Below are 21049 nucleotides of genomic sequence, written 5' to 3' on the forward strand. Positions count from 1 at the left end.
TTGATTCACGGCTCGCTCCTGTTTTTGAAACAGGGGTTAGCGTGGCAGACAGATGTTGGGTTTTGAAGACGTCCTTAAATAAGCGCTTACATCATTTCGGCAATTGACGCTATATATGAATGGTAATTCCAGAACCATTTAACTATGAGAGCTAAGGCTAAATGAATAAAGATATCCTCTTTCAAATACTCAAACAAAAGAATCATTCAGAACTCATTAATATCCTTGATGAGGCATGGGAAATGATGATTACCAGCCAGCGTGATCAGATCTTTTATCCATACATTTCAGAAGCGGTTTATAACTTTCCCGCCTCGCCAGAGAAAACCATTGCAGCCATCAAACAATTTCAGAAAAGAACGCTGGCAGGCGATTACTACGCTCCGTTTGATATCAACTCGAAAAACTTCTCGTTGGGCTGAAGCTGGCCGGCCTTTAGCTCGATACTTTGGTTGATAGCCTGCTGCGTTTCCTCCGGCAGCTGGTTATAGATAGGCTCCAGGGCGTCGCTGTTGGGTACCTTGCCGCCAATAATGGCCTTCTTATTTTGATAAAAGACTTCGGTTACATGCTGCAAAAGCTTCTTGAATGGACCGCTATGAGGCAAGCGGAGTTTGATCCTGTCTTTATATTCAACCACTTTCATGGCTATTTTACACAACTTCATTATTAATGTGGATGGTTGCGCTTTTTCGAGCTCCGTGCCTTTCAGGCCTTTGGTTCTTAACTCGTAGTGCAGAACCTAAGCTGCACAGGCATAAAACATCCTGAGGTGGTTAGCGAGAAAACTCTGATCAGACAGCCTGGTAAATTATGCGGGTGTCCAAGCCTTTCCAGCTCTTGGCCTGATAGTTTGCTTCACCATAGAGTCTGAGCCGATCAGGTTCTGGCATGTTATTCAGTTTGACCAGCCCAGTTTTGACCTTGAGAGCCCGGTGTGCTGCAACATCACTTCTCCCCCGGAAAGGGGTAGAAGTGATGTTAGTAAATAAGGGAACCAGAGAAAAAGGACAATTAACGAACTAATGCAAAGACCAGTTGGTCAATAAACTGCTCTTCTTTATAAACATGCTTTTTCATCACACCTTCAAGCTCAAAGCCGCACTTCTCCAGTACACGGCGAGAGCCATCATTCCCGGCCTGTACATCAGCGAAAATTCGAACCAGCCCCATCTCATCGAATGCATACTGGCAGACATAAGAGAGCGCTGCGGTCATAATGCCTTTACCCCAGTGATCTTCCGAGACCCAAAAGCCAATCTCTGCGCCAAAACGATGAACATCCAGCTGAACGACAAACCCGATTTCACCAATAGCTTCACCACCACAGTCAATAGCAAAGCGGGTTCTGGTCTCATGTTCCTTTACATGCTGAACCCAGGCTCTGGCATGCTCTATGGTATAGGGGTGTGGAAAAGTATCCCGAAGGTTTCTTGCTATCTTAGAGTTGTTACCATGCTTGGCCAGTGAGATCGCATCGCCATAAAGGAACCTTCTGAGGCAGTAACCATTACCCAAATCTATATGCATATCATTATCCTGATAGTCAGCTATCAGGTAAAACATCGGCAAAAGTACCATGGGCTTTATTGATATAACTATAACCCATTGATATGACTTAATACGCCGAAGATTATCCAACCAAGCTGAAGTTTAAGTTTATCTAATCCATTTAGCAGGTTTGATTTTGTAAAAGGGAAATCAAGATGAAAGCCCAAAACATCTTTGAAGTTGAATTATAATATCAAATATAACTTTTCTTTCAAAACCCGGTTGATTTTATTATTCTTATTTCTTATTAAAGATATCAATATGATTTCATATCAAAAAAAATCAAAAGCCCTAATCAAAACAAATCTAAATCCATAACCTGCTGATTATTTAGAGATTAAAACAATCGAATGAATATCAATCTTCCAAATATATTGGGACTTTTTGAAAGCGTAACCCCCTGATATCTTTTCAATATGTTGGGCTTTTTATAAAGTGATTAAAATTCAATAGGTTATAGTGTTATTTTTTTCATAACAGTAATTGATCGCTAAACCCAACAACGCCCGCCAACGAGCAGCAAAGGGTTATCCTCTTAATACGAACTACAGACTGGGTTGAGCTCTATCTTTAGACAGGTGGGTCATGGATTCGTAATTCATTGAGACGGTCTTCATCTATCTGCCAGGAAAGCCAGGGGCTTAAATCTTCTGGCGGCTTCCGGTCATTAATAATGATAGCTTTAAAATAGCCTTTCAATCACAGCTTTTGATTGATCTTCCAGACCTTCAGGTTTGTCAGCACTGTAAAGAACCATGCTGCCAGCTCCATACTCCAGCCGCTGCCGTACTAGTTTTTCCTGCCTTTCGATAACATCACAATGATCATAGCCCGGAAACGAGATATCCTTACTCTACTATTAATATTAAATATTCGGGCTAAGGAGTTTTGCACTTCGGTCGACCTGGACTCACTGGCTGAACAATCGTAGCAATTCATCCTAATCAACAGAAGGTTGATAATTATTGCCTGCAAAATCGGGGTGTTAGTATCAGCAACAAACCGGTTAGTGATTTACATGAAAGCAAATGATTAACTGGCTCTAATTGTGCTTAAGGGTTGAAAGTGATTTATTGGTTCAATTTTACTTGCCTGGTAATCGACTAAAGTACGAGTGAAGTCAAATAAACCCCATTTTAGCTGCCTACCAGTCTAATAATGCTGCCTTAAAAGATCAGATATCACAGTTTGTTGGTACTATTTTCTTTTCAACCTTTAAACAACATAGCCTCTTAGTACTACTGAAGTCAGTTTTTCGGAACCTTAAATTTAAGAGGCTGTCTAACTAGACAGTCTGTCCTAAGGTGACCTGTAAAACTGTAGCTCTCGGAATTACAGATAAAAACTGTCCAAGGCATTAAATTTGGAAACAAGGATTATTAAAATGATCGACTCATGCAATGTTTTTAATCCCACCCCTCAACATCTATTCTCGGGAGTTGACATCATTGCTACTGAATATCACCCCGGGGATTACGCTAAAACTATTGTTCAGGAATGTATTCGTAAATTATCCTTTGCACTAATAGATCCAGCTGGCACACGCAGTACTGCGCTATCCACCGCAAGCCTGGCTTCGGCACTGGGCATGCTGTTAGCCGCCATTGATGATGTTAATGTGAAGGAAAAAATTCTGGGCATGACAAACCAACGCTTTCAATTAACACCGGCACTGGAGAAAGAAATCCACAGCCAGCTGGGCCGATTCAGCCAAGAGTACGCCTGCGAAAACAACTCGAAGATTTTTACTGTGAACTTCATTGCTTCCCAGTATCATTGCCGCGATAGTGAACTTGCCGGTATCTTGTCCAAATGCTACGAGACGAAACAACTGGAAACCATTGAACATAAAAATGTAGCTGATGTGACTGAAGAGTTCGTCAAGTCTAAAACCAAAGGTCACATATCCAGTTTGTTCACCTCTGAGGAACGGGATTATATCAACCTCTCTATGGGTAATGTTTCGTGCTTCAATGGGATCTGGACTCATGCTTTTAATAGTAAAGAATCCTCCGACTTTCTGTGTGCAGACGGCAGTAAAACTGCCGTCGAAATGATGATTTCTGAACCCAGGGATTTCAAATGCGCCCTGGTAAAGGGTTTTGCAGCGATCACGATACCGTTTTTTCAACACGGCACTGAAAAACTTCATTTTGTTGCAATAACGCCTATTAAAAGTTCACCAAATGGCATTGATCATCTTGATACTGAAACGCTTCATCAACTGATTGACCAATCACTGGAAGCGAAAGAGCAAAAAATCACCTTGAAACTGCCTAAAATAAAAATAGAGAGTACTGATACATCATTACTTAACAAAATTGGTAAGTTCAGTGGTGTTGAGATAACTGCTGACATGTTAACGAAATTAGGTGGAACAAAGCACGACGATCTGGACATGCGTCAGAAGATTCATGCCACCATTGATAAAGAGGGTGCCCAGGTTGTTTCAACCACAGTCGTTAACAGGATAACTCGCGGTTTTACAGTCGAGTCACCTGAACCTGAAAAATCGGAACCATTCACTTTTGACTGCCCCGGCTATATTGCGATCGTTATTGAGGACGATAATGGCAAACATCTGTTTCTTGAATCGATAATCAAGGATACAAGTTATTTTGTCCCTGCAGAAAGTACAAAAGTTCAGCCCCACCCCCTGAGCAATAGGTCAGTGCAAAAGCTTGAGGGGAATACTGCGGGTACTGATTCAATTTTCAGACCAGCGGAAGAAGGCAACGGGGCTAAATCTTTAAAAAATTCTGTTACGTTGTTCCAGGGTATTGCGGGACCTTTGGGCCAGAACGAAATACTCGCATCAATACAAATGATACTGAATAAAGATAACAAGTTGAATATTTTGGGAATCTTGTACAACCACGAAAATCAAACGCTGCACATTAAGATCAAAGATTTTAATCAAGCTCAAGAACTCAACAAAAAAATAATTGAATTCACCGGAGCAAGAGATTCAGGTAGTTATGTTAGCGCTGTAGATTTTGATCCTACTGGAAAAAATAATTCTGAAATCTTCTCAGTGGTAAGAGCACCGCTCACTTTCACCCTGTTAAATAAATTGTTTTTAACCCGGATATACTCAGGATTAGCAGCATTAGGAGTATCAAAATGATCAACGCAACCAGCTTTTCCCAAACAGTACAACCTGCACCTCATGCAGCACTGACTGAAACAGCAACCTGCAACCTGCAAAAATACCAGGATCGCGCTAAAAGTATAGTGACCGCATGTATGCATGATCTGGCTTTTGAAATATTAAACCCTGCAGGCAAGACTAGCACTGTTTTGTCCAGTACGAGCCTGGCCGCGTCACTGGGCATGTTGCTGGCAACCATGGATAATCACGATAAGGAAAGGATCCTCGGCTTAGCTCCAGGTGAACTAACACCTCAGCTTGCTATGGCGATCGATGAAGAACTGGGTCGTTTCAGCCGCAAACATCCTTTCGGATTCGGATCTAACCAGATGGTTTCTACATTGAACTTCATGGCATCCAAATATAATCCGTGCCACGACGAGGATTTTGTAAACGTGCTCACTCAGCACTATAAAGCAAAGCTGCTAACCTCTTATGGAAATAAAAACATAGCTGATGTGACGGATGAATACGTCAATTACGCTACCGGGGGTGAAATTCCTGAATTGCTGGCGAAACATCCCCTTCGGGATTCAATCGACACCACCATAAACAATGTTCTGTTATTCAGGGGACAATGGGCTAATAAGTTTGATGAGAATAATACTAAGTTTCGGCCATTTATGTGTGCAGACGGGATCACAATTGACGTCAAAATGATGAGTTTAACGGATCGGATAGGTTTCTTTGTTGATCCTAATCGGATGTTTAGTGCCATCGCTAAACCATTCAAGCAGGGGGAGAAGGAGCTTTACTTGTTGGCGATAGCAACGCTTCAACCTTTACCAGATGACATTGGCAGAATTAATAAAGAGGACATTGATCATCTGATTAATACAGCAATTAGCAGCACACCCAGAAAAGTTGAACTGACGTTCCCAGTAATGAAAATAAACAGTACGAACGGCGAGCTATTGGATCAGATTGGTTCTTTCCGGGGCATAGAAATAACGCCGGACAAATTAAAGAAATTAGGCGGACCGACACCTGATACCCTCAGCACAAGGCAAACAATCATAGCCGAAATAAATGAGGAAGGTGCCAGTGGTTCAGTTGCTACTACAACAGCAATAAGCACCAGAACCGTGGGTTTTGACAGCGATCATTTTAAATTTGATTTTGATAGCCCCGGGCTGGTTTTTATTGTCGATGATGAAGGCAATCGTGTGCTTGAAGCAGTGGTTAAAAACGGTGATTATCTGATTACTTCGGGTGAATCAGGAATTACTGATGGTGCTAGCTCTAACAACAATGTTACTCATACTCAAAAGAAAAGAAAGAAAGTAAGGATTCCTCCTGGTAACTGCGTGATGTGTGGGGGAGAACATAAAGGTTTTTGCCTCAACAAATACGAAGCGCTAAAACCAAAGATGTTTAAAATGATTAAGGATTGGGTAGCAAAGGAAAATGAAAACCCAGTTAAAGAAATACCCTCCTCATCCACACAGTCTTTTGTAACGGCTCAAAATTTGGTGGTAAATTTCCCGGAAGCACCTCAGCAGCCTAGTAAAAACAATAACGATTCTCCAGAAACTGCATTTTTACCACCAAAAAATGAGCAGTTACAGTCTTTTGGCAACCTGACAAAAGAAGTCAAAGAGAGTCAATTATTAATGGCCTTACAAGAAAAATTCAACGACATTCCTATCAAAAAAGTCAAATGGGGCAAATGCGATCTTGAGATCGTAGTTGACAGCCTGGAAGAAGCGAAAAAAATTACCAGAGAATTAACTGAATTTATTGGAGAAGAACATAAATATTGTGGAGGTGCTTCAGACTTTTCCAATTCGCCTTTCGACCCTAGAATTAGTGCAGAAGTAACGCTTGAGACAAGAGATATTCTAGTAAAGAAACTATTCCTTGCCTGTCCGAAAACCCTGGAATAGTTCACCCGTTCGACAGCTCGTTGGTTGTGGGAGGTTTATAAGCGTTTTTTTACCTCACCACTGACTTATTCACTCATGTTACGCACTCTTTTTCAGGCTCCGGATTCGGGAAGATTTCAGTGTGGATGGGCAATGGAAAGAAGGTCCTTGCTGTCCACCTGTTTCGTCACCTGAAGCTCAATCAGTCTGAGATATGGATGAGCAAACGCCGTGTGTTCGGTGTCATGCTCTTCATCGCTGCAAGGCGCTCCACCAAAGGGTTGATGATTTTGGTTGGTACGAAAAATCCACAGACCATGATTGAACATTACTTGCTTACAGGGAAATACGGCCCAGTGGTTGAACGGTAATCTCTTCCGTTAACTCCTGGTGTGAAAGCACTGCCAGGTCATAGACTTCAAGCTCCAGAAGTTTTCGGACATAGCGGCGTATATCCATTGACGTGATCAGGACAGGCTTGTGCTCAAGATGACCTATTTTGCCAACAGAGTGCTTAACGTTTTCCACAAACTGGGCAGAGGTCGATGGATCAAGCGCCAGGTAGCTGCCTGCTGACGTCTGGCGGATACCGGAGCGGATGGTATCTTCGACATCCTGGTCAAGCAGGTATACTGGCAGCATATTTTTGCCGTTAGAGTATTTGTAGCTGATGTAGCGCTTTAATGATGAGCGGACATACTCGGTTAACTGAACAACCTCTTTCTCCTTGTGTCCCCAGACAACCAGGGATTGCAGAATGGAGCGGAGGTTTCTGATCGAAATATCTTCGGATACCAGACGCTGGAATATCTCGGTGATCTTGTTAACGGGTAACAGCCTCTGGACTTCCTTGATCAGTTCACCAAAACTGCTTTCCATTTTTTCCAGAAGGTAGCGTGTTTCCTGAATGCCCACAAAATCTTCAGCATATTTTTTCAGGACATGTGCCAGGTGGTACGTCAGGATTTTTGAGGAGTCCATAAAGTTGACATTGTTGCGCTCAAGTTTGTCCTGCTGGCTTTCAGTGACCCAGAGAGAGTCGAGGCTGGGCAGAAACGGATCGCCAACTTCATAAGGAATCTTCAGCATGTCCAGATGCTCATTACTCTCTCTCACAAACAGAGAGCCTGGTTTGAAATAGCCCGATGCAACGGGAACTTCCTGCAGCAGTATGCTGTAGGTATTCTCATCCATGGCGTCATTAAACCGCAGGTGTATACCGGGAAAAGGAACGCCGAGATCCATGTACAGTGATTTCCGCACTTTAAGCAGCTCCTCATTCAGGGAGGATGTGTTCAGGTTTTTCTGTACAGAGGTAGGGACATCAATAATCAAGGGCAGAGTTTGGGTGAACTCTTCCTGCTGGTCCAACCTGGATTTGGCCTCACTGGGTGTCTCTGTTGCCGCGGCCATGGCAGGAATACCGCCATCTTCCTCAGCTGTCCGGGCTTTTTCCACTTTCCTCATCAGAAAGTAGCCTCCGCCGCCAATGGCTGCAGCAAGAGCCATGAAAGTCAGTGTCGGGAAGCCGGGGATCAGGGCAAAGCCAAGTAACAGGGCTCCACCAACCATAAGGGCCTTTGGTTTATCGGTAAGCTGAGTGCCTATCTCATTACCAAGGTCCTTGGCATCTTCATTGGATACACGGGTGACAATAATACCGGCTGTAATGGATATCAGCAGAGCCGGTATCTGGGAGATAAGTCCATCCCCTACGGTTAAGATGGCGTAGAGCTGGAGAGCTTCACCGCCACTCATACCATTACCGGTACCAATAGCGACACCAGCGGTAATGTTGACAAAGATGATGATCAAACCGGCAATGGCATCACCTTTTACGAACTTCATGGCTCCATCCATCGAACCAAACAGCTGGCTTTCTTTGGTAACCAGCTCACGACGACGCTGAGCTTCTTCCATTTCGATGGCTCCGGCCCGAAGGTCAGCATCGATACTCATCTGCTTGCCGGGCATACCATCCAGAGAGAAACGGGCGCTGACTTCTGCTACACGTTCAGAACCCTTGGTGATGACCAGGAATTGCACAATGGTGATGATAAGGAAGATAACGACACCAACGACCAGATTACCCCCTACCACAAAGTTACCGAAGGTATATACAATCTCACCGGCATCTGCCTGAAGAAGGATCAGACGGGTGGTGGTAATGGACAGAGCCAGACGGAAAAGGGTCGTTATGAGCAACACCCCCGGAAAAGATGAGAATTCCAGGGGCGACTTCAGGTAGATGGATGTCATCAGAAGTATGGTGGAAATCCCCATGTTCAATGCAATAAGGAAGTCCACCAGGGGGGTTGGCATGGGCAGAATAATAAGCCCGATGATGGATACCAACAGGCCTGCCAGTACCAGATCATTTCTGCCGCCAAAATTCAGCCCGGGTAACAGTTGTGCCATGAGAGGTGCGCCGCTGCTATGGGGCTGGCTATGGTCTTGAAGATCAGCGGCTCATTGCCGCTTTTTTCTTCTTGAGCAGGGCTCGCCCCTTGATCCATTTAATAGCCCGAATATCACTACCAGGCCTTGCGTATTTTAGGAAATTATCGGCTGCGCGAATGGATTCTTCAGGTCGTTCTGCCTGTAAGTAGGCATAGCTGAGCATGCGATAAATATCGGGGTTTTTCTTGTCTATTGACATCAGTGCTTCTAATAGAGCAATGGATTTTCTGGGCTGCAGGTATTCAAGATAATAGGACGCCTGTGACAGCATCCAGGTTTTTAATGACTTATCCATTCAACTAATCCTTTAGCTGGCAATCAATACATTACGACACATCATTAAATATTCACTGTCTGCTTTGGCTCTCTCTATTACTGACAGTGCTTCTTTCATTATTTTGGCATTGCTGCTGTTTTCAGATGTTTGCTTTAAAAAGGCGGAAAGAGAGTCGATGGCATCCTGTGTGAAGCGGTAATGCTCCTCCGGGCTTGAATAGATATTATGACCGGAAATGTTGGTGGCAAACTCAAGTTCACGGTTCTCAAAATTACGGCTCATTTCCAGTGCCTTCCAGGTGTAATCAATAACCTTGTCACCGGAAGGTTTGAAATTTGATTTTGATTTAGGAAAGTCTGAGTGCACTAAAGCGCTGTCGATCCGTGAAATACCTGAAATGCCGTTACCGAAAGAAACTGGTGCTGCCATGATAAAGCCCGCCTGATAATTTAATCCTTTCGTTCTATCGGCGGGTCTACAAAGTGATTAATGGATTTTTCTCATGTTAATTATTTTTTTGACGAAATACTGGTGAATCCAGTTTGTTTTCCGATAAACTGGTGTGTAACGAACGTTTATTGACACTCCCGACTTTACAAGGCATCTATTCATTAAGGGCTGTTGAATAAGCTGGAGCAGACATGAGCATGGAGGCACGCGTCTGATGGGCTTTATAAGAAATACCCTGATAATCCTGTCCCTTTTACTGGCGATTACCTTTCAGGCGCTGGCGAACTGGTCATCTGAAGAGCCACAAACCAGAAAACATTTAGTGCGTCCCAATGAGACTCTGGAAGTGATTGCCGGCAGTTACGGGTTTGAGGTAAATGAGCTTGCCCGCTATAACAAACTGAATACTACTGAGGCATTACGGGTGGGACAGATTATCTATTTTCCATCCGACATCGTGCCGGAACAGCCTGGCCTTCATTCAGCTGAGCAGGGGAGGGCTCTGGACGCCAGAGTATTTCCCAATTCAGCCGGGGATTCTGTTGCCCGGGGGAGACCACTGGATGCCAGGGCGTTTCCCAGGCTAGATGGCTCATCTGTTGATGCCGAAAGAGCACGGCTAATGCCACTTATCAATGATGGGCAACTGTCCGGTAAAGAGGCTGGTATCTCCCAGTATGGTAGTCAAGCTCATTATGCAGCAACATCTGATTTTGATTATAACTTTGCCCAGAAAGACGACCGTCAACAGGTAAATCAATCTTCAACCAACCTCTATATGATGCGACCCAATACACCATCCGGAAATGGTATGGTTATTTCTGCAGAGGATGCCATCCAGGATGCGATTGATGATTTTGAAGGTACCATTGGTGATGATGAATCACCTGCCCTGGCAGCGTTTGGTGTGCGTCCGTATGCGTATTTTGGCAATGGCGACAGCTTGAAGGAAGTTTTGCAGAATTTTGCGGGTAGCTATTATATGCCATCCATCATAGCGGAAACGGTGGTTGGGGAGGTTAATGGCAAGATTGGTCCTATGACCCCTGTTGATTTCCTGGATCATCTGGCCAATATCTATGGTTTTATCTGGTATTTTGATGGGCATACCCTGTTTGTTTATGATGGCAGCTCCTCCAGCCAGCAGATTATCAGCTTAAACTATTTACCAATAAAGCAGCTGAAGAAAACCCTGAAAAAGATTGGTATCTGGGATGGTCGTTTTTTCTGGAAGGAACAGCCGAAAGAAGGTCTTGTCTTTATTTCCGGGCCTCCCCGTTATATTGAGCTGGTTTCTCAGACAGCACTGCTGCTTGATGCGAAAGAAGGGGAACGTCAGAAGAGTAAACTGACGGTTCGCACCTTTCCGCTGAAATATGCCTGGGCAACCGATAAGTCATTTAGTTTCAGAGGTCAGCAACTGACAGTTCCGGGAGTGGCCACGATTCTGACGAGAATTATTAAAGGTGGCGGTGTAGCTCAAGTTACCAGGCAGGGAGTGCCTAACCCATCCGTGACTCCGGCAGAGAGTGTCAGTAAATCCGGTGAGCCCGCTCCGAAAGATGGCTCAGAGTCATCCGCAGGGGAGCAGTTGAATGCCGGTGCGGTAGCCGATGAAGTGTATATCAATGCTGATCCACGACTGAATGCGATCATCGTGCATGATCTTGAATCCAAGATGCCAATGTATGAAGAGCTGGTCGCTTCTCTTGATAAACCGACTTCTCAGATAGAGATCAGTGTTTCAATTATTGATATCAACACACAGGATCTGAAAGCTCTGGGAGTCGACTGGGATAATACCGATAGCTCAAGGAAAACCAAGCTGACTTTTGAGCCCTATCCAAATGATGCCCCGTCACCAAACTATACAACCATTGTCTCCAGTACTCTTGGGTCATTTAATGCGAACTTAAAGCTGCTTGCCGATGAAGGGAGGGTCAAAATTGTTTCAAGGCCATCTATCCTGACTCTCGATAACATAGAAGCCATTCTTGATAATAGCAGTACATTCTATGTTTCAGTGGCCAGCAATGAAGACTCTGAACTATTCCCGGTAACATCAGGTACTGTTGTACAGGTCACTCCAAGAATTGTTCGTGAAGAGCAGGGCCGACGTATTCATATGAGCGTTAATATTCAGGATGGTACAGGAAGCCAGGGCACAGAAGACGTCGGCAATAAACTACCGGCAGTGACTAACAGCTCAATTAATACCCAGGCTATCATCAGTGAGCAGGAGAGCCTGTTAATTGGTGGCTTCTATAAAGAACAGGATGAAGAAAAGCTTACCAAAGTTCCATTGCTGGGTGATATTCCGGTTCTAGGCCATTTGTTCCGTGCAGAGTCAAAGTCAAAGATCAAGCAGGTACGTTTATTCCTGATAACACCACGCATCATTGGTTCAACACAAACCTGATATCAGTTAAGGGAGATCATTTTAGTATGAGGCTGAGCAGGCTTTAGACGATGATCTCCTGGTGAAAGGCACGATATACCGTATTTTATACTCATACAAGAACTTGCCATGTATTCTGTAAAAACGCTCTATCAGTGTCGCCGGATTGTTGCTATTGGTGGTGGGCATGGCCTTGGTCGGGTCATGGCGAGCCTGGGGTTTCTCGGTGGGCGCCTGTCAGGAGTAGTTGCGACTACGGATGATGGTGGGTCAACGGGTCGACTCAGGGATGGCAGTGGCTGTATTGCCTGGGGAGATCTCAGGAATTGCTTAAACCAGCTGTGTTCGGATACCCCAAACCTTGCACGGATTCTGTTTGAGTATCGCTTTAAAAATAGCGGTGATATCAGTGGGCATAACCTGGGTAACCTGATTTTACTGGCAATGGATCAAATGTGTGTTCGCCCATTGGATGCCATAAACCTGATTCGCCAGATGTTACAGGTTAGTGCAGAGTTGATCCCAATGTCGGAAGAGCCTGCTCGTCTCGGCGCTATCGTGGATGGACAGGAAGTGGTTGGTGAAACTACCATTGATGCTCTGGAGAAATGCCCGGAGAAGTTGATGATTCTGCCTGCGATACAACCGACAGATGAAGCAGTAGCCAGGATCAAAGAGTCAGATATGATTATTTTAGGGCCGGGTAGTTTCATGACCAGCATCTTACCGGCGATCTTGATGCCAGAGGTTGCAGAAAGTATTGGTAACAGCAACGCCTTGAAAGTATTTGTAGGTAATATTAATCAGGAAGTGTCAGCTGTCGGAAAAATGTCCATCAGCGATAAACTGTCATGGATGAGTGAAATGACGGGCGTATATCCAGACGTGCTATTGTGGCCTGCTGAGAACGAGCAACCTGAAAACCTTCATTGTGATATACAGACAATTCCATTGGTGGATACTTTCCAGCCAGGCGTGCATAGCCGGGAGGCCTTAAGGCAAGGCCTGGATGAGATTGCCGGTGTTTTGTTTCAGCATGAGAGCTGATTGCCGCTCTACTGCCCCCTGCCGGTTACCATAACGAAAATGGTTTTGATCATGACGTAAATATCCATTTTCAGCCATTCCCATGGGCTGCTAAGAGCCAGGGCGTAGGCATGGTCATAGGCAACTTTATTTCTCACATCATTCAATGTTTCGTCATAACCCATGTTTACCTGGGCAAGACCGGTAATGCCGGGAACTACATCAAACGTTCGTTCACTGTAAAATGGAATGTTCGTTTCCAGTTTATTGTACATTCCGGGCCGTTCGGGTCTTGGACCAACAATGGCCATATCACCAACCAGGACATTCCAGAGTTGTGGCAGTTCATCAAGACGAGTTTTTCTAAGGAAGTTACCAACTTTGGTAATTCTCGGGTCATTTTTCTTAGCCCAAACGGGGCCTGTTCCTGACTCAGCATCATTCCGCATGGTTCTGAATTTTTTCATCATGAATAAACGAATATAGTTTTCCTTCTGGTAGCCAATACGCATCTGCTGATAAATAATGGGTCCGGGGCTATCAAGACGAATGGCCAGTGCGATAAAGGGAAACAGTGGCAGGGTGATTGCCAGCCCGGCCAGGGCGATAAAAATATCCATTAATCGTTTGCACATTGAGGCGAGGGGATGGACGTAGGTTGATTCTTTCATGGGTACACTCCTTAAGTACGTGTTTAAATCCTTATGTTTCAGTAGTTACTCTTTTCCATTGGCCTTTGGTTTGGCCTGAAAGATAGTTAATTAAGCCGATAGCCATGGCCAGGTGTCCGGATACCAGGTAAAAAAGTACTCTCAATTTCTTATGATCTGGTTGTGAGCGACGGAAGATATAAAAGACAGTGATGCCGTAAATGCCCAGTTGAATGGCCAGAATAATCTGAAAAACAGGGTATGACAGAGACAGTAATGCTGAAGATGCCAGTACCATAAACAGGAATAGTGGCATGAATGGGCGCAGAAATTTACCGGAAAAAAAGTTGAAGGCTATCTTTCCAAACTTTGGATGCAATAAGCCAGCGTGACGAATGGCCTGTTGAATATTGCCGGCAGCAATTCGCTTTCTTCGCTGAAAGTCCATTTCATTGCATGCCTGTTCGAGTTCCATGGCAATTATTCTCGGGTCATAAAGACATCGGTAGCCCTTCATGGTTATTTGTACAGGAAGGGTGAAATCATCATTGATCGTGTCTGCGGGGATCAGGTCAAACAGTTCACGGCGAAAGGCATAAAATGCACCATGCACGCCCAAGGTTGCACCCAGGGTGCTCTCTCTTGTTTTTATGCTTCGCTGATACTGCCAGTAGGCCTGTTCGCCAACACTGAGAGATTTTAAAAAGTGGTAGCTACCGCAAATTACCCCAGTGTTTTCATTGCTTAAGTGAGCCGCAACGATTAACAGACTATCGTTCGATAACAGTGATGACACATCGGATAGGGCAACCACACTGCAACGGGAGAGGCTGATGGCCTCATTCAAAACAGCGACTTTCCCGCCGTTTTCAGACTTTTCTACTACCGCCAGGTTCAAATGGTTGCACTCAGGCTCGGTCAGTGTCTCTTTTGCCAGCTGGGCAGTACCATCTGTACAGCCATCGCAAACCAGAATCACTTTCAGTTTATAGTCCGGGTAATCAAGGGCAGCAAGGTTTCTGATTTTTTCCTGAATAGTGCCAGCTTCATTATAGGCGGGCATGATCAGACTGATGCTTGGCAGCATATGATCAAGAGGCGTGATTTGATGGTGCCGTTGATAAAAGTTGGGTAGTGTGTTTTCCAGTCCCTGTGTCAGCAATTTCAGAGCGACGGGATAACCAATATGGTGATATACAATCACCATGCCTGCCATGCAGAAGATAATTAAGGCCAGCCATTCGATCATATTGGCCTCCCGCAATACAGGTCATCGTATTGACTGATCATTCTCTCAAGGTTGCAATGGTTAACCACGAAATTGCGTGCCGACTCCTGTTTTTCTTTATTGATGCCTGAACAGAGCTGTGTTTTGAGAGCGGTTTCCAATGCCTGTGTACTTTCAGCCTTGATTAGGATACCGCTCTGTGGATCAACCGCTTCACGACAGCCACCGACATCGGTGATGACAACAACTCTCTGGCAAGCCTGAGCTTCCAGCGGCGAGAGTGGGAGACCTTCCTTTTTTGAGGCGAGACAGAAAATATCAATAGCGTGGTAGAAGCCGGGCATATCATCAATGACACCCAGAAAGTGTACCCGTTGCTCTATGTTAAGCTGTCTGGTTAGATTTCTGAGTTCATGCTCCAGTTCTCCGCCACCGGCAAGCGCAAGGTGTGCATTGTCGGATAATCTGGAAAAAGCATGAATCAAAAGATGATGGCTTTTAACCTCGGTAAAACGTGCTGCACAACCAATAATGGCCGCATCCAGGGGTAGGTTCAGTTTATTTCTGGCCGCTGTTTGGTCTGCTGGTTGGAATTTATCCGTATCAATTCCATTAAGAACCACGGATGGTGTAAAGAGTGGAATATGTTGTCGAATGCTGGCTGCAACCAGTTCTGCATCTGCGGCAACGGCAGGTTTGAGCAGGTGGAAGCAGGCCGCTACCAGCCAGCGTCGTTTTTGCTGGTTAAGATGCCAGGCATCGTGCTCAGTATGTACATGGCTACATCTGGCCAGTTTGGCGGCGATTCCACCATAGATAAGGGGACCTACATGGTGGGTATGAACCACATCAACATTAAGTTGTCGTAACAGTCGTGCGAGCTTGGTAACCGTCGTGAGACTCAATCCGGGAGGTTTGGTCAGAAAGTGAACCCTTTCCATGTCCTGAAGTCTTGGCCAATGCTCAATCGCTTCAGACGGTGTTCCCTCGAGACTGATAATATGAACATGTTCCGGGTTTCTGGCTTTTCGCTGTATGTCTAAAGCCATTGTCTCGATACCGCCCGGGGCAAGGTGCTGGACTATCTGTGCTACAACGAGAGGTGTTGTCATGATGATACCTCCCCCTCATCGAACCAGTCTTTTTCCGGGTCGTAAACCAGGGGTGGCGCTGTGGGCATGGACGGTATCCTGGCCAGAACGGGGATACCCGCAATGCGTTCAATACTATCCTGAAGTCGTAAGGTGCTATCAGATATTTCTGAAATTGCTGCCAGACCTGTACCGATACCCAGACCGGCAAAGACGCCTGCAACAATAAATAATGAAGCCGGAAGCGCATTAGGACTGCTGGGTGTGAAGGGTTCGTCGATGATTTTAACCTGTTCTGACTCCTGATAACCGCTAAGGTCTTCCGCCACTTTTGCCATGACATAACGGTTAAGAAAATCATCATAAAGTTTTTGTTTTATAGTAAAGTCACGTTGCAGTTCAACGAGAGTCCGTTCTACTTCAGCAAACTGCTGTACTTTATTCTGGAGCTGGTCGGTTTGATCTTTGATGTTTTTTACTTCATTTTGCAGGCTGTTCACTTTGGCTTTAGCTTCCTGAACCGCCTGAAGCTGAGAGGCCAGAATGGTGGTCTGACCTCCCTGAGGGTTATCCATTGAAACAGAGGGTGTTGATGACGCCAGGTTCCAGAGACGTTGAACATCTTCCGTTTTTAACTGACTGCTTTCAGCAATCATTCGCTGGCGTTCAGCTTGCAGTCTATCGAGCTCTCTTACCAGAGTCTGAACTTTGCTGTGCTTCTCTGTATAACGGGAGCGAAGCATACTCAGTGTGGTGCGGGTGTTAATAATTCGCTCTTCAAGTTTACCGATAACGGGGTTGGTTTGAGCCAGGTTACCATTGAACTCTTCCATTGCCGCTTTGGCACCGACCAGTTCTGTCTCTTTTTCCATTAACAACTGGCGGAGTTCTGCCAGTCTGGTTACATTCGCTTTATGGAGTTCCGGAAGTTCCAATGCGAACCTTGCCTTGTATTCAGATAGTTTCAACTCAGCGTCAGAAAGCTCCTTATGTCGACTATCTACCTGATCCTTGAGAAACTGGGTTGAGGCAACCTGCCACGATTTTTGTGGTGCCTGAACCAGAGTAAGGAAGTGTTGAGTAACTTTGGTCAGCAGCTCTTTAATATCGGTTTTGTTCTGACTTCGATAATAGATTTTGACCAGTTCACCGCCGAAGACGATAGATAATGCACTTGATAGCTCATCAATGGCTTCATCTATTTGCTCCTCAGACGATTTATAGTCGATAAACCCAACGGCTTTAGCTACACCCTTTAATACCTTGCGGCTCTTAAGGAGTATTTGCAGCGCTAATTGCCGTTCTTCCAAGTTTGTGGATATGGTGAAGTCTTCCAGAATCGGGTTTAGCTCAGTGGTATTCTGAAGAAGTATGGTGGTGTGTGCTTCATAATATTTTGGGGCCATAAAGCTGGCCATAAAACCAATCACCGGCATGATGAGTATGGGCACACAAATAGTGTAGCGACGTCGCCAGGCTGCGCTGAGAAGTCGAAAGAGGTTCCTCAGCATTTCACTGGACACCTTTACCTCCGGAAATATCGTTTCCCACCGCATGAATGGTCGCTGAATCAAGATCCAGTTCAGGTTGGTAAACCAGCTCTATTTTTTCGCTGTATTGCTCCAGTATATTTTTCAGACTCTGTAGCCTTGCCCAAGAGTCATTCAGTGTTTTGAAGGGCTGTCCGGCAGAAGAAGGAGCTACAGAAATAATGATGTTGAGTTGCTGGCTCTTGGGTAATGAATTAAAAAATAGACCAATGACTTGTTTATGCTGATTATTAACCTCTAATTCCTGTTGGCTGAAATTGATAGATAATTGACGACGATACATATTTTTTGAAATAGGTAATGCATTCTCTGCTTCATTTATTCGAGCGATGGCATCCGCAATTTGCTGTGTTGATCTTGCTTGCTCCTTTTCCATCAGGGCCTGAAAATTAAGTTGTGACTTGCATCCGTAAAGGAATGACATACTGAAAAATATCAGTACGGCAAAGATGCGGGATCCATATCGCTTAATCACGGTGACTTCCCTGTTATCAGCTTCTATGACACTTTTTAGCAATAAACACAGATATTTATGCTTCATTACTATTAATTGTAGCTTCTGTTGAAAGAGGAAATTAATTAAATGAGCAGTGTGTTTTTAACGTGATAAGTGGTTGATCAGTGCTTCTAACTGAGTGGCTCTGTGTTGCCATGATTCGGTTGAGACCCTGTTCTGTCTCTTGTCTTTCTCTTCTATCAGTCTATTAGCTCTCAAAATGACTCTGGAAAATGGCTCTTTAGGTGACTGAATTGCCAGGAGATTCTCATATTCTCTTGCCGCAGGAAAAGAAGTGGCAGCGACGGGTGTACCCGATGCAAGATATTCCCTCAACTTCAAGGGATTACAGGCCGCTATCTGTTTGTTGTTGCGAAAGGGCAGCATAGCTACATTCCAGTGCTGAATGTAGGAGGGTAGTTGATTATGGGGCCTGGCTCCCAGAAAGTGTACATTTGGCAAAGCCTTAAGGGATGAGACATCGGTTTTAATATCACCAATAAAAACAAATTGCCAGCTGGGCAGGGCTGTGGCGGATTGGGCCAGCATGTCCGTCTCCAGCCAGGCAGAAATACTGCCGTAGAAACCGGCAATGGGGCCATTATCCGGAAGATCATGAGGTCTGGCTGCCGGTGATGAAAACAGCGGGTAATCAACTCCGTGAGGAAGGATTATAGTGTTAGGATGAGTAAACTTCCTGGCCAGTGTTTTGCTGACTACAAGAATCAGGTCAACCTTTTCAGCCAGCTCCTGTTCTAATGGTTTGACCATTTTATGGTCCACACCATCAAGGCCTTCAAAGTCATCACCACAATAGTAGATGGAAGCCTGCTCATTCAAGCTACCAACCATATCGACGGCAGTTGGCAGTGAGAGCCAGAGAATAACCTTATCAAATCCTTCCTGTTCTAGTGCCCTGTTAATGTCTTTCAGTAAAAGTCGTTTGTTAAGTCGACGAACCCGTTTGAATCTGTGAAAAGGAAGAACTTTGGCGTTAATGATAACAGGGGGTATTTGCTTTGAGGGCATTTGCGCAGACTTGCCAGTATGTTTAAAAATGGCCATCATTTTTTGCCAGACTCTTTTTATATCCCTGAACGAAAGCTGCGGCGACCTCATGCCTATGGAGTTTACCCAGATTACCCGATGTCTTGTCATTAAATGACTGATCAGGTGCTGGGTACTGGAAGGTAAGCCTCCCCAGTCTTCTCCAAATACAATGAGATCAGCCATTGTTACTCTCCGATGGCAAATTCAGTGATTTGATGACCTTGGCCGGACTCCTCCCAGCAAGCACCGGAAGGCGCATCTCTGGTAACAACGCTGCCAGCCATACATCATCTTCGATAATAATGCTGCTAAGCTGATGTAGGCTCAGTCAAGCAACCAGCTCACCTTGTATGGGGTGAAGCCAAATTTCTTTTTGAATCGTCGCAAACTGGCGCTACCACCGAAATAAGCATCGTAGACATAGTATTTTGCCAAAGGGTAGTGTTCATAGGTGTACTTGGCAATTTCGGAAATTAACAGAGGCACGATGCCATCAGATTTGTAATCATCATGGCCAAAAAAGGTCGAAAGTAGAATCATCTCACCAGCCACCAGGCAACCGGCATAGGCGACCAGTTTGTCTTCTTTGAATATGCCAAAATAAGGGTAGTCATGAGTACTGGTTAATGTCTCGGGGTTGTTAATTGGTGTAGGTTCATTATCAAGTAGTTCGCTGGGCATAGCACCCTGTCTTACAGGTGCCGAACGGTGAATATTGCCAATGGCATTAAGGTAGCTGTTGTAATCAATTCGAGAGAATGTATAACCTTTTCGCTGGGCCTTTTTTATATTTCTGCGGGCTGAGCTTTCAATGTTTTTCAGGTAATGGTCGTGGTTCTCTGGTAGTGGCATCAGAGCTACACCATATTGCAAATTACGAATCAATGGGAAGCGGGGATGACGGTGAGTTGCCATTTGATAAAAATCCCGAACGACATCAGCATAAAATACATGGTTTTCTGATGTTTTTTTCAGGTCAAGGAGGATTTTCAGTTTTGGTAGCGATAGAGCGAGCCTGGCATCAGCCAGAAGATTTTTAATATCCATATTTATCACTTAAGCCTTTAGCTGTTGAAACTTCCACAAGCAGAACCGAATCCTAGTTTTTCAATGGATTTAAGCATGGCCTGATTGTTTTCCTGAGTATCAATGTAAAAAGTATAAAATCCCCTGGATATCATGTGGTTCATGGCTGTGAGAATACCGATGGTTGCAAGACCTTGCCCTCTTAATTCAGGCTTTGTCCAGATAGAACCAATAACGACGTCAGAAGAATTTACCTGATAATAACGGCAAAAACCAACATTAAGACAGCCGCAGGCTGAAAGTTGACCAGAATTCAAAAGAAAATAAAAAATTCGATTTGGCATAATGGCCTTTATAAGTTGTTTAATAAAGCCGGTGAAGCCAAAGTATTGAATCAAAGGTAAAGAGTGGCACAAAGCCTTAAAAAAACCGTCAATGATTATAAATTGATAATGATGGTTTGGGTTAATTGATTGCTGCCTGACCTGTTTGAATATGTAGTTCTTCAACTGATAAATCCTTTTTAGTCAGCAAATAATAAGTAATGATAGCAGTTCTCTGTTACAGAACTATTAGCAAATATTGAAATTAACATGTTGTGTCATGATTTAAAATTATTAGTCAGTTAACCAAATGAAATCATGTATTTCTAGCCAATAAGATTAAGTAGTTGGCCAAATGGAATTGTATTTTCTGGCTAAGTGGTCAGTTGCTATGCAAGGCATAACGAAGGGAGCATAGCCGTAGCTATGTGACCGGAGTTGTAACGCCGCAGAGTGA

General features: G+C 44.5%; 18 protein-coding genes and 1 pseudogene. 5 read left to right on the forward strand and 14 right to left on the reverse strand.

What is annotated here, in order from left to right; genetic code table 11:
- Positions 1-161 precede the first annotated feature (161 nt).
- Complete coding sequence (locus KDK15_RS05615; RefSeq protein WP_257294384.1) at positions 162-422, forward strand: hypothetical protein; 261 nt, start codon at positions 162-164, stop codon at positions 420-422.
- 137 nt (positions 423-559) lie between these two features.
- On the opposite strand, the pseudogene KDK15_RS05620 reads toward KDK15_RS05615, so the two are convergent.
- Positions 560-805: pseudogene (locus KDK15_RS05620) on the reverse strand (transposase); the annotation flags it as partial.
- Positions 806-1014: 209 nt separating this feature from the next.
- Positions 1015-1530, reverse strand: a complete 516-nt coding sequence (locus KDK15_RS05625; protein ID WP_257294385.1) for a GNAT family N-acetyltransferase — start codon at positions 1528-1530, stop codon at positions 1015-1017.
- A 1405-nt stretch (positions 1531-2935) separates the two neighbouring features.
- Between KDK15_RS05625 and KDK15_RS05630 the strand changes: the two genes are divergently transcribed.
- Positions 2936-4678, forward strand: a complete 1743-nt coding sequence (locus KDK15_RS05630; protein WP_257294386.1) for a serpin family protein — start codon at positions 2936-2938, stop codon at positions 4676-4678.
- On the forward strand, positions 4675-6588 hold the full coding sequence (locus KDK15_RS05635) for a serpin family protein (RefSeq protein ID WP_257294387.1): 1914 nt from the start codon (positions 4675-4677) through the stop codon (positions 6586-6588). The genes KDK15_RS05630 and KDK15_RS05635 overlap by 4 nt, the downstream gene beginning before the upstream one ends.
- A 116-nt stretch (positions 6589-6704) precedes the next feature.
- Here KDK15_RS05635 and KDK15_RS05640 read toward each other — a convergent pair whose 3' ends face one another.
- Genes KDK15_RS05640 through KDK15_RS05655 form a run of 4 tightly spaced genes read right to left on the reverse strand, consistent with a single transcriptional unit; the run spans position 6705 to position 9733 of the window.
- Positions 6705-6896 carry a hypothetical protein gene (locus KDK15_RS05640; RefSeq protein WP_257294388.1) on the reverse strand — a complete coding sequence of 64 codons (192 nt, stop codon included), beginning with the start codon at positions 6894-6896 and terminating at the stop codon, positions 6705-6707.
- Between the two features lie 7 nt (positions 6897-6903).
- Positions 6904-8985, reverse strand: a complete 2082-nt coding sequence (sctV, locus tag KDK15_RS05645; protein ID WP_257294389.1) for a type III secretion system export apparatus subunit SctV — start codon at positions 8983-8985, stop codon at positions 6904-6906.
- A gap of 43 nt (positions 8986-9028) precedes the next feature.
- On the reverse strand, positions 9029-9322 hold the full coding sequence (locus KDK15_RS05650; RefSeq protein WP_257294390.1) for a hypothetical protein: 294 nt from the start codon (positions 9320-9322) through the stop codon (positions 9029-9031).
- 12 nt (positions 9323-9334) lie between these two features.
- Positions 9335-9733: a hypothetical protein gene (locus KDK15_RS05655; protein ID WP_257294391.1), complete on the reverse strand. Its 399-nt coding sequence runs from the start codon at positions 9731-9733 to the stop codon at positions 9335-9337.
- Positions 9734-9968: 235 nt separating this feature from the next.
- On the opposite strand from KDK15_RS05655, the gene sctC reads away from it, so the two are divergent.
- Positions 9969-12173 carry a type III secretion system outer membrane ring subunit SctC gene (sctC, locus tag KDK15_RS05660; protein WP_257294392.1) on the forward strand — a complete coding sequence of 735 codons (2205 nt, stop codon included), beginning with the start codon at positions 9969-9971 and terminating at the stop codon, positions 12171-12173.
- Positions 12174-12281: 108 nt separating this feature from the next.
- The gene (gene yvcK / locus KDK15_RS05665) at positions 12282-13199 is read left to right on the forward strand and encodes a uridine diphosphate-N-acetylglucosamine-binding protein YvcK (RefSeq protein WP_257294393.1); all 918 of its coding nucleotides are present in this window, start codon (positions 12282-12284) and stop codon (positions 13197-13199) included.
- A gap of 8 nt (positions 13200-13207) precedes the next feature.
- Here yvcK and KDK15_RS05670 read toward each other — a convergent pair whose 3' ends face one another.
- From KDK15_RS05670 to KDK15_RS05705, 8 genes are all read right to left on the reverse strand, one after another.
- Positions 13208-13849 carry a sugar transferase gene (locus KDK15_RS05670; protein WP_257294394.1) on the reverse strand — a complete coding sequence of 214 codons (642 nt, stop codon included), beginning with the start codon at positions 13847-13849 and terminating at the stop codon, positions 13208-13210.
- A 31-nt stretch (positions 13850-13880) separates the two neighbouring features.
- Positions 13881-15077 carry a glycosyltransferase family 2 protein gene (locus KDK15_RS05675; protein WP_257294395.1) on the reverse strand — a complete coding sequence of 399 codons (1197 nt, stop codon included), beginning with the start codon at positions 15075-15077 and terminating at the stop codon, positions 13881-13883.
- Positions 15074-16168 carry a glycosyltransferase gene (locus tag KDK15_RS05680; RefSeq protein ID WP_257294396.1) on the reverse strand — a complete coding sequence of 365 codons (1095 nt, stop codon included), beginning with the start codon at positions 16166-16168 and terminating at the stop codon, positions 15074-15076. The genes KDK15_RS05675 and KDK15_RS05680 overlap by 4 nt, the downstream gene beginning before the upstream one ends.
- Positions 16165-17658, reverse strand: a complete 1494-nt coding sequence (locus KDK15_RS05685) for a GNVR domain-containing protein (RefSeq protein ID WP_257294397.1) — start codon at positions 17656-17658, stop codon at positions 16165-16167. The genes KDK15_RS05680 and KDK15_RS05685 overlap by 4 nt, the downstream gene beginning before the upstream one ends.
- A 1-nt stretch (position 17659) precedes the next feature.
- Positions 17660-18073, reverse strand: coding sequence for a hypothetical protein (locus KDK15_RS05690; RefSeq protein ID WP_257294398.1), 414 nt, complete (start codon positions 18071-18073; stop codon positions 17660-17662).
- Between the two features lie 222 nt (positions 18074-18295).
- Positions 18296-19426, reverse strand: a complete 1131-nt coding sequence (locus KDK15_RS05695) for a glycosyltransferase (protein ID WP_257294399.1) — start codon at positions 19424-19426, stop codon at positions 18296-18298.
- A 141-nt stretch (positions 19427-19567) separates the two neighbouring features.
- The gene (locus KDK15_RS05700) at positions 19568-20290 is read right to left on the reverse strand and encodes a hypothetical protein (RefSeq protein ID WP_257294400.1); all 723 of its coding nucleotides are present in this window, start codon (positions 20288-20290) and stop codon (positions 19568-19570) included.
- A gap of 17 nt (positions 20291-20307) precedes the next feature.
- Positions 20308-20778, reverse strand: a complete 471-nt coding sequence (locus KDK15_RS05705; protein WP_257294401.1) for a GNAT family N-acetyltransferase — start codon at positions 20776-20778, stop codon at positions 20308-20310.
- Positions 20779-21049: the final 271 nt, after the last annotated feature.

It is taken from the genome of Endozoicomonas sp. YOMI1 (assembly GCF_024606345.1).
In the GTDB taxonomy this organism is placed as follows: Bacteria; Pseudomonadota; Gammaproteobacteria; order Pseudomonadales; family Endozoicomonadaceae; genus Endozoicomonas.

Coding starts and splice junctions, on each gene's coding strand:
- yvcK (WP_257294393.1), top strand. CDS start 12,282: ATGTATTCTGTAAAAACGCTCTATCAGTGTCGCCGGATTGTTGCTATT.
- sctC (WP_257294392.1), top strand. CDS start 9,969: ATGGGCTTTATAAGAAATACCCTGATAATCCTGTCCCTTTTACTGGCG.
- KDK15_RS05635 (WP_257294387.1), top strand. CDS start 4,675: ATGATCAACGCAACCAGCTTTTCCCAAACAGTACAACCTGCACCTCAT.
- KDK15_RS05655 (WP_257294391.1), bottom strand. CDS start 9,733: ATGGCAGCACCAGTTTCTTTCGGTAACGGCATTTCAGGTATTTCACGG.
- KDK15_RS05675 (WP_257294395.1), bottom strand. CDS start 15,077: ATGATCGAATGGCTGGCCTTAATTATCTTCTGCATGGCAGGCATGGTG.
- KDK15_RS05685 (WP_257294397.1), bottom strand. CDS start 17,658: ATGCTGAGGAACCTCTTTCGACTTCTCAGCGCAGCCTGGCGACGTCGC.
- KDK15_RS05625 (WP_257294385.1), bottom strand. CDS start 1,530: ATGCATATAGATTTGGGTAATGGTTACTGCCTCAGAAGGTTCCTTTAT.
- KDK15_RS05615 (WP_257294384.1), top strand. CDS start 162: ATGAATAAAGATATCCTCTTTCAAATACTCAAACAAAAGAATCATTCA.
- KDK15_RS05650 (WP_257294390.1), bottom strand. CDS start 9,322: ATGGATAAGTCATTAAAAACCTGGATGCTGTCACAGGCGTCCTATTAT.
- KDK15_RS05700 (WP_257294400.1), bottom strand. CDS start 20,290: ATGGATATTAAAAATCTTCTGGCTGATGCCAGGCTCGCTCTATCGCTA.
- KDK15_RS05640 (WP_257294388.1), bottom strand. CDS start 6,896: ATGTTCAATCATGGTCTGTGGATTTTTCGTACCAACCAAAATCATCAA.
- KDK15_RS05630 (WP_257294386.1), top strand. CDS start 2,936: ATGATCGACTCATGCAATGTTTTTAATCCCACCCCTCAACATCTATTC.
- KDK15_RS05695 (WP_257294399.1), bottom strand. CDS start 19,426: ATGGCTGATCTCATTGTATTTGGAGAAGACTGGGGAGGCTTACCTTCC.
- KDK15_RS05670 (WP_257294394.1), bottom strand. CDS start 13,849: ATGAAAGAATCAACCTACGTCCATCCCCTCGCCTCAATGTGCAAACGA.
- KDK15_RS05690 (WP_257294398.1), bottom strand. CDS start 18,073: ATGGAAAAGGAGCAAGCAAGATCAACACAGCAAATTGCGGATGCCATC.
- sctV (WP_257294389.1), bottom strand. CDS start 8,985: ATGGCACAACTGTTACCCGGGCTGAATTTTGGCGGCAGAAATGATCTG.
- KDK15_RS05680 (WP_257294396.1), bottom strand. CDS start 16,168: ATGACAACACCTCTCGTTGTAGCACAGATAGTCCAGCACCTTGCCCCG.